Raw genomic sequence first — 3564 nt, 5'->3', positions numbered from 1 at the left:
CGCCTCCATTGATCAAAGGCCGATTGCATAGTGCGGTGACTGCGAAATGTTCTGTATGCCAGAACCTCCTCTTTCAGGGTTCGGTTAAACCGCTCATTTTTGCCCTTGGTTTGAGGATGGAAAGGTCTGGCATGGATCAGGCGGACACCAAGATGAGCCAACCAGATCCGCAATGGTGTCCAACGCTGATCGGTAAGAGCAGTCCCCCATGGAGAACCGTTGTCAACCAGAAAGGCTCTCGGCAAGCCGTAGAGCTTAAAGCTCTCTTCTAAAGCCGTTTTAACTGTGTTGGTGCGTTGGTCTGGGCAAGCCTTAAGGCAGGTCGCAAACCGGGAGTGGTCGTCGACAACCGTGAGAGGATGGCAACGAGTGTTATCTTCCAGCCTGATCCAACCTTTAAAATCCATTTGCCAGAGTTGATTAGGAAGAGGAGCTTCAAATCGCTGCCAATCCGAGGACGCTGGGATTGATTTCGGTTCAATACGGTCATGGCGCTGTAGAATGGCGTGCACCGTGGAGCTTGCTGGAACTGTAATGCCTTGATGCTGCAGATAAGCGCGGATCTTTCGAGCGCCCCAAGCCGGGTAAGTATCACGCACTGATAAAATCCTCTGCTCCACCTCCTGTGGTGAACGTCCAGGAGATGTTCTGGGCCGGTGGGAGAGATCATTCAAGTCTTCTCCCGCACGCCACCGCCTCAGCCATTTATAGCCTGTTTGTGGGCTGATACCGAACCGGCGACACAAGGCACGCCGATTAGCATTGTCCTGAGCTGCAAGTCGGACAAACTCTTCTCGAAGTTTCATTGTTGAACACTCTTTCCAAGGCATCCCGGTCCCTCCCTGAATGCCATGTTAATGTGTCAACCATCTCTCCGAACACCTGTAACCTATGTCTCCGGTATGTACATCGGGGGCCGGGATGACGGCGGCGGACTGAGATAAAGAGCAACTGACTTTCGCTTACAAAACTTCTTCCCCTCTCCAAAATCCTGCTTACTCTTAGTCCCGTGCCCACGCATTCGGGCAGGAGTGGACCGTCCATTCCGCGGCGTGGGTGGGGTTGGGCTGCTGGTACGAGGTAACGTATCGTGTCAGGAGGTCCGGTGAAGCGCCATACCCTATTGAGACCACAGTGGTAGTAGGGAGTTTGGGGTCGTTCCGGAGGGCGTCCGGTTATGACAGATAGTTCCTATCTGTCACCGGCAGGAAACTGCCAATGGTACGGAAACGTGCCAGTGACATGGGAACGTGTCATTCACGCCTGTCCGAGAGGGAGCCCGCGTGTTCATGAGAAAAGGCCCGGGCGAGGCGAACAGCTGATGCCGAAGAAACATATCTAACAAGTAGCGCAGGCAAAGCCTGTTCGCCTTGCTCCACCCGTTAAACGGGATCCTCAAACACAAACACCGCCGGGATGATCCAGCGGTGATATTCGTGCTTGTCAGTCTGAGCAGGCTGAAATGCTAGACCTTATGCCCGCAGTGGCCTTCTTCAAAAGCCCAGATGCCAAGGCCTTCGCCTTCTTCAAGAATGGAGTAGGCGACGTGGATGTCGACATTTGCCGGAATATCTACGCTGAACAGCGGTGGATCAGCGTCAATGTCCTCGCATGTACAGCCAAGCTTTTCCAGCTTAGACCACTGCTTGGAGAATTCTTCCGGCTGTGTCGTCTCTTCCACCATGATCCGGTAGGTGGAATGACCCGATGCCTTATCGACCCTGTCAAAAACAAGCTGCCCTTTTTGCCGGTTTGCAAGCAGCTCATCACCATTGGCAACGCCGCAAGCAAAGAAGGGTGTGTTTTCAAGCTTATAGCGATTGCCACCGAGCGAGCGTACCCACACAGTTTCACTCTCAATGCCGTGCCAGTCATGTGGATCCAGCTGGAAGACAAGTTTGTGCAGATTGCTGTTCTTATTCATGGGGCCTCACAAATTCTAAGCGCAATATACTCATGCGTTCCAGCGAAGCAACAAGCATCTTGAGGTAATGTGTTCATAGCCTAACAGAGCCGGTTTTTAGGTTAAAAGGTGCGTTTAAACACGTGGAACCCGCACCGGTTAGTCAAGAAAAAAGCCGAAGCAATCGCCCCGGCTTTAATCGATCAGATCTGATCTAAAACTTAGTCGCGCAGAAGATCGTTCACAGAGGTCTTGGCACGGGTCTGTGCATCAACACGCTTCACGATAACCGCACAGCCCAGGTTTGGACCTGGAGTGCCGTCTGGAAGCGGTTTGCCTGGCATGGAACCTGGAACAACAACGGAGTACGCAGGAACTTCACCGTAGAAGATTTCACCGGTCGTGCGGTCGACGATTTTGGTCGTTGCGGAGATGAACACACCCATGGAAAGCACGGCACCTTCACGAACAACAACGCCTTCAACAACCTCAGAACGAGCACCGATGAAGCAGTTGTCTTCAATGATAACCGGACCAGCCTGAAGTGGCTCAAGAACACCGCCAATGCCAACGCCGCCGGAAAGGTGAACGTTTTTACCGATCTGAGCACAGGAACCAACAGTCACCCAGGTGTCAACCATTGTGCCTTCGTCAACGAATGCACCAAGGTTTACGAAGGAAGGCATCAAAACAGCGGATTTGCCGATAAATGCACTACGACGAACGATGGAACCTGGAACAGCGCGGAAGCCAGCTTCTTCAAAGTCGATCGCGCCCCAGCCGTCAAACTTGGAAGGAACTTTATCCCACCAGGGAGCCTCGTCCGGACCGCCTTTGATGATCTGCATTGGGTTCAGGCGGAAAGAAAGCAGAACAGCTTTCTTGGCCCACTGATTAACAACCCAGTCGCCAGAGGATTTTTCCGCAACGCGCAGCTTGCCGTGATCCATAAGGTTCAGTGCGGTGTTTACTGCATCACGCACGTCACCTGTGGTGTCAGTGCTGATGTTGTCACGGTCATCAAATGCAGCGTTGATGGTGGCCTCAAGGGCCGCAAGATCAATCTGGCTCATTGGCGGCAGACTCTCATAATTAATGGGTTTCGAATTAGAGCTACCGAGGGGTACGCAAGCCCCAACCAGAAGTCAATACTCTCAGACTTCCGGTTGTCTCATGTATCAATTTAGGTTGCTTCATGTGCCTTGAATGGCTGCTGGGATTGTTCCATTAGCCATTTGTGGAAGGAAGATACCGGACGGGTCAAAGGACGGTTCGCATTACGTACAAACCAATAGCCACTTTCCAGAGAAAGGCGCGGCCAGTCCGGAACCACCAGATGACCTGCAGCCACTTCCTGTTCCACAAAGCGGGTATCAATCGCAATTGCACCCATGCCTGCAACAGCAGCCTGAATAGCCATGTTCCGGCTTTCAAACATCGCACCAGAGGTCTGATCCGGATGAGGCAGGCCAGTGCCATTCAACCAACGCGGCCAGTCTTCACGTCTGGAGGAGGTATGCAGCAATTTCAGCTTATCAAGCAGCTTGATGTCAGGGTTCGGGTCGCCGTTACTCAACTGAGGAGCAAACGCAACAACCAGATCTTCCTGCCAGAGTTGGTGCCGCTCAACATGCGGCCAGGCCCCATCTCCCAATCGGATT

4 protein-coding genes are annotated in these 3564 nt (G+C 52.8%); all 4 read right to left on the bottom strand.

Going from position 1 to position 3564, the window contains the following annotated elements:
- The coding region (locus PPL9_RS11780) for an IS481 family transposase (protein WP_152986674.1) at positions 1-830 on the bottom strand (830 nt) is incomplete at its 3' end.
- 635 nt (positions 831-1465) lie between these two features.
- The gene (locus tag PPL9_RS11775) at positions 1466-1924 is read right to left on the bottom strand and encodes a DUF4265 domain-containing protein (protein WP_057462872.1); all 459 of its coding nucleotides are present in this window, start codon (positions 1922-1924) and stop codon (positions 1466-1468) included.
- A gap of 200 nt (positions 1925-2124) precedes the next feature.
- Positions 2125-2976 (bottom strand): 2,3,4,5-tetrahydropyridine-2,6-dicarboxylate N-succinyltransferase, encoded by an 852-nt coding sequence (gene dapD, locus PPL9_RS11770; RefSeq protein ID WP_057462871.1) that lies wholly within the window; start codon positions 2974-2976, stop codon positions 2125-2127.
- A 110-nt stretch (positions 2977-3086) separates the two neighbouring features.
- On the bottom strand, positions 3087-3564 hold a 478-nt coding region (locus PPL9_RS33245; RefSeq protein ID WP_244273383.1), incomplete at its 5' end, for a LysR substrate-binding domain-containing protein.

Origin of the sequence: Pseudovibrio sp. POLY-S9 (assembly GCF_001431305.1) — a bacterium.
Classification (GTDB): domain Bacteria; phylum Pseudomonadota; class Alphaproteobacteria; order Rhizobiales; family Stappiaceae; genus Pseudovibrio.
This window is presented reverse-complemented; position numbering and strand designations above follow the sequence as displayed.

Bases quoted from the DNA above. Each gene is read 5' to 3' on its own strand.
- PPL9_RS11775 (WP_057462872.1), bottom strand. From the start codon at position 1,924: ATGAATAAGAACAGCAATCTGCACAAACTTGTCTTCCAGCTGGATCCA.
- dapD (WP_057462871.1), bottom strand. From the start codon at position 2,976: ATGAGCCAGATTGATCTTGCGGCCCTTGAGGCCACCATCAACGCTGCA.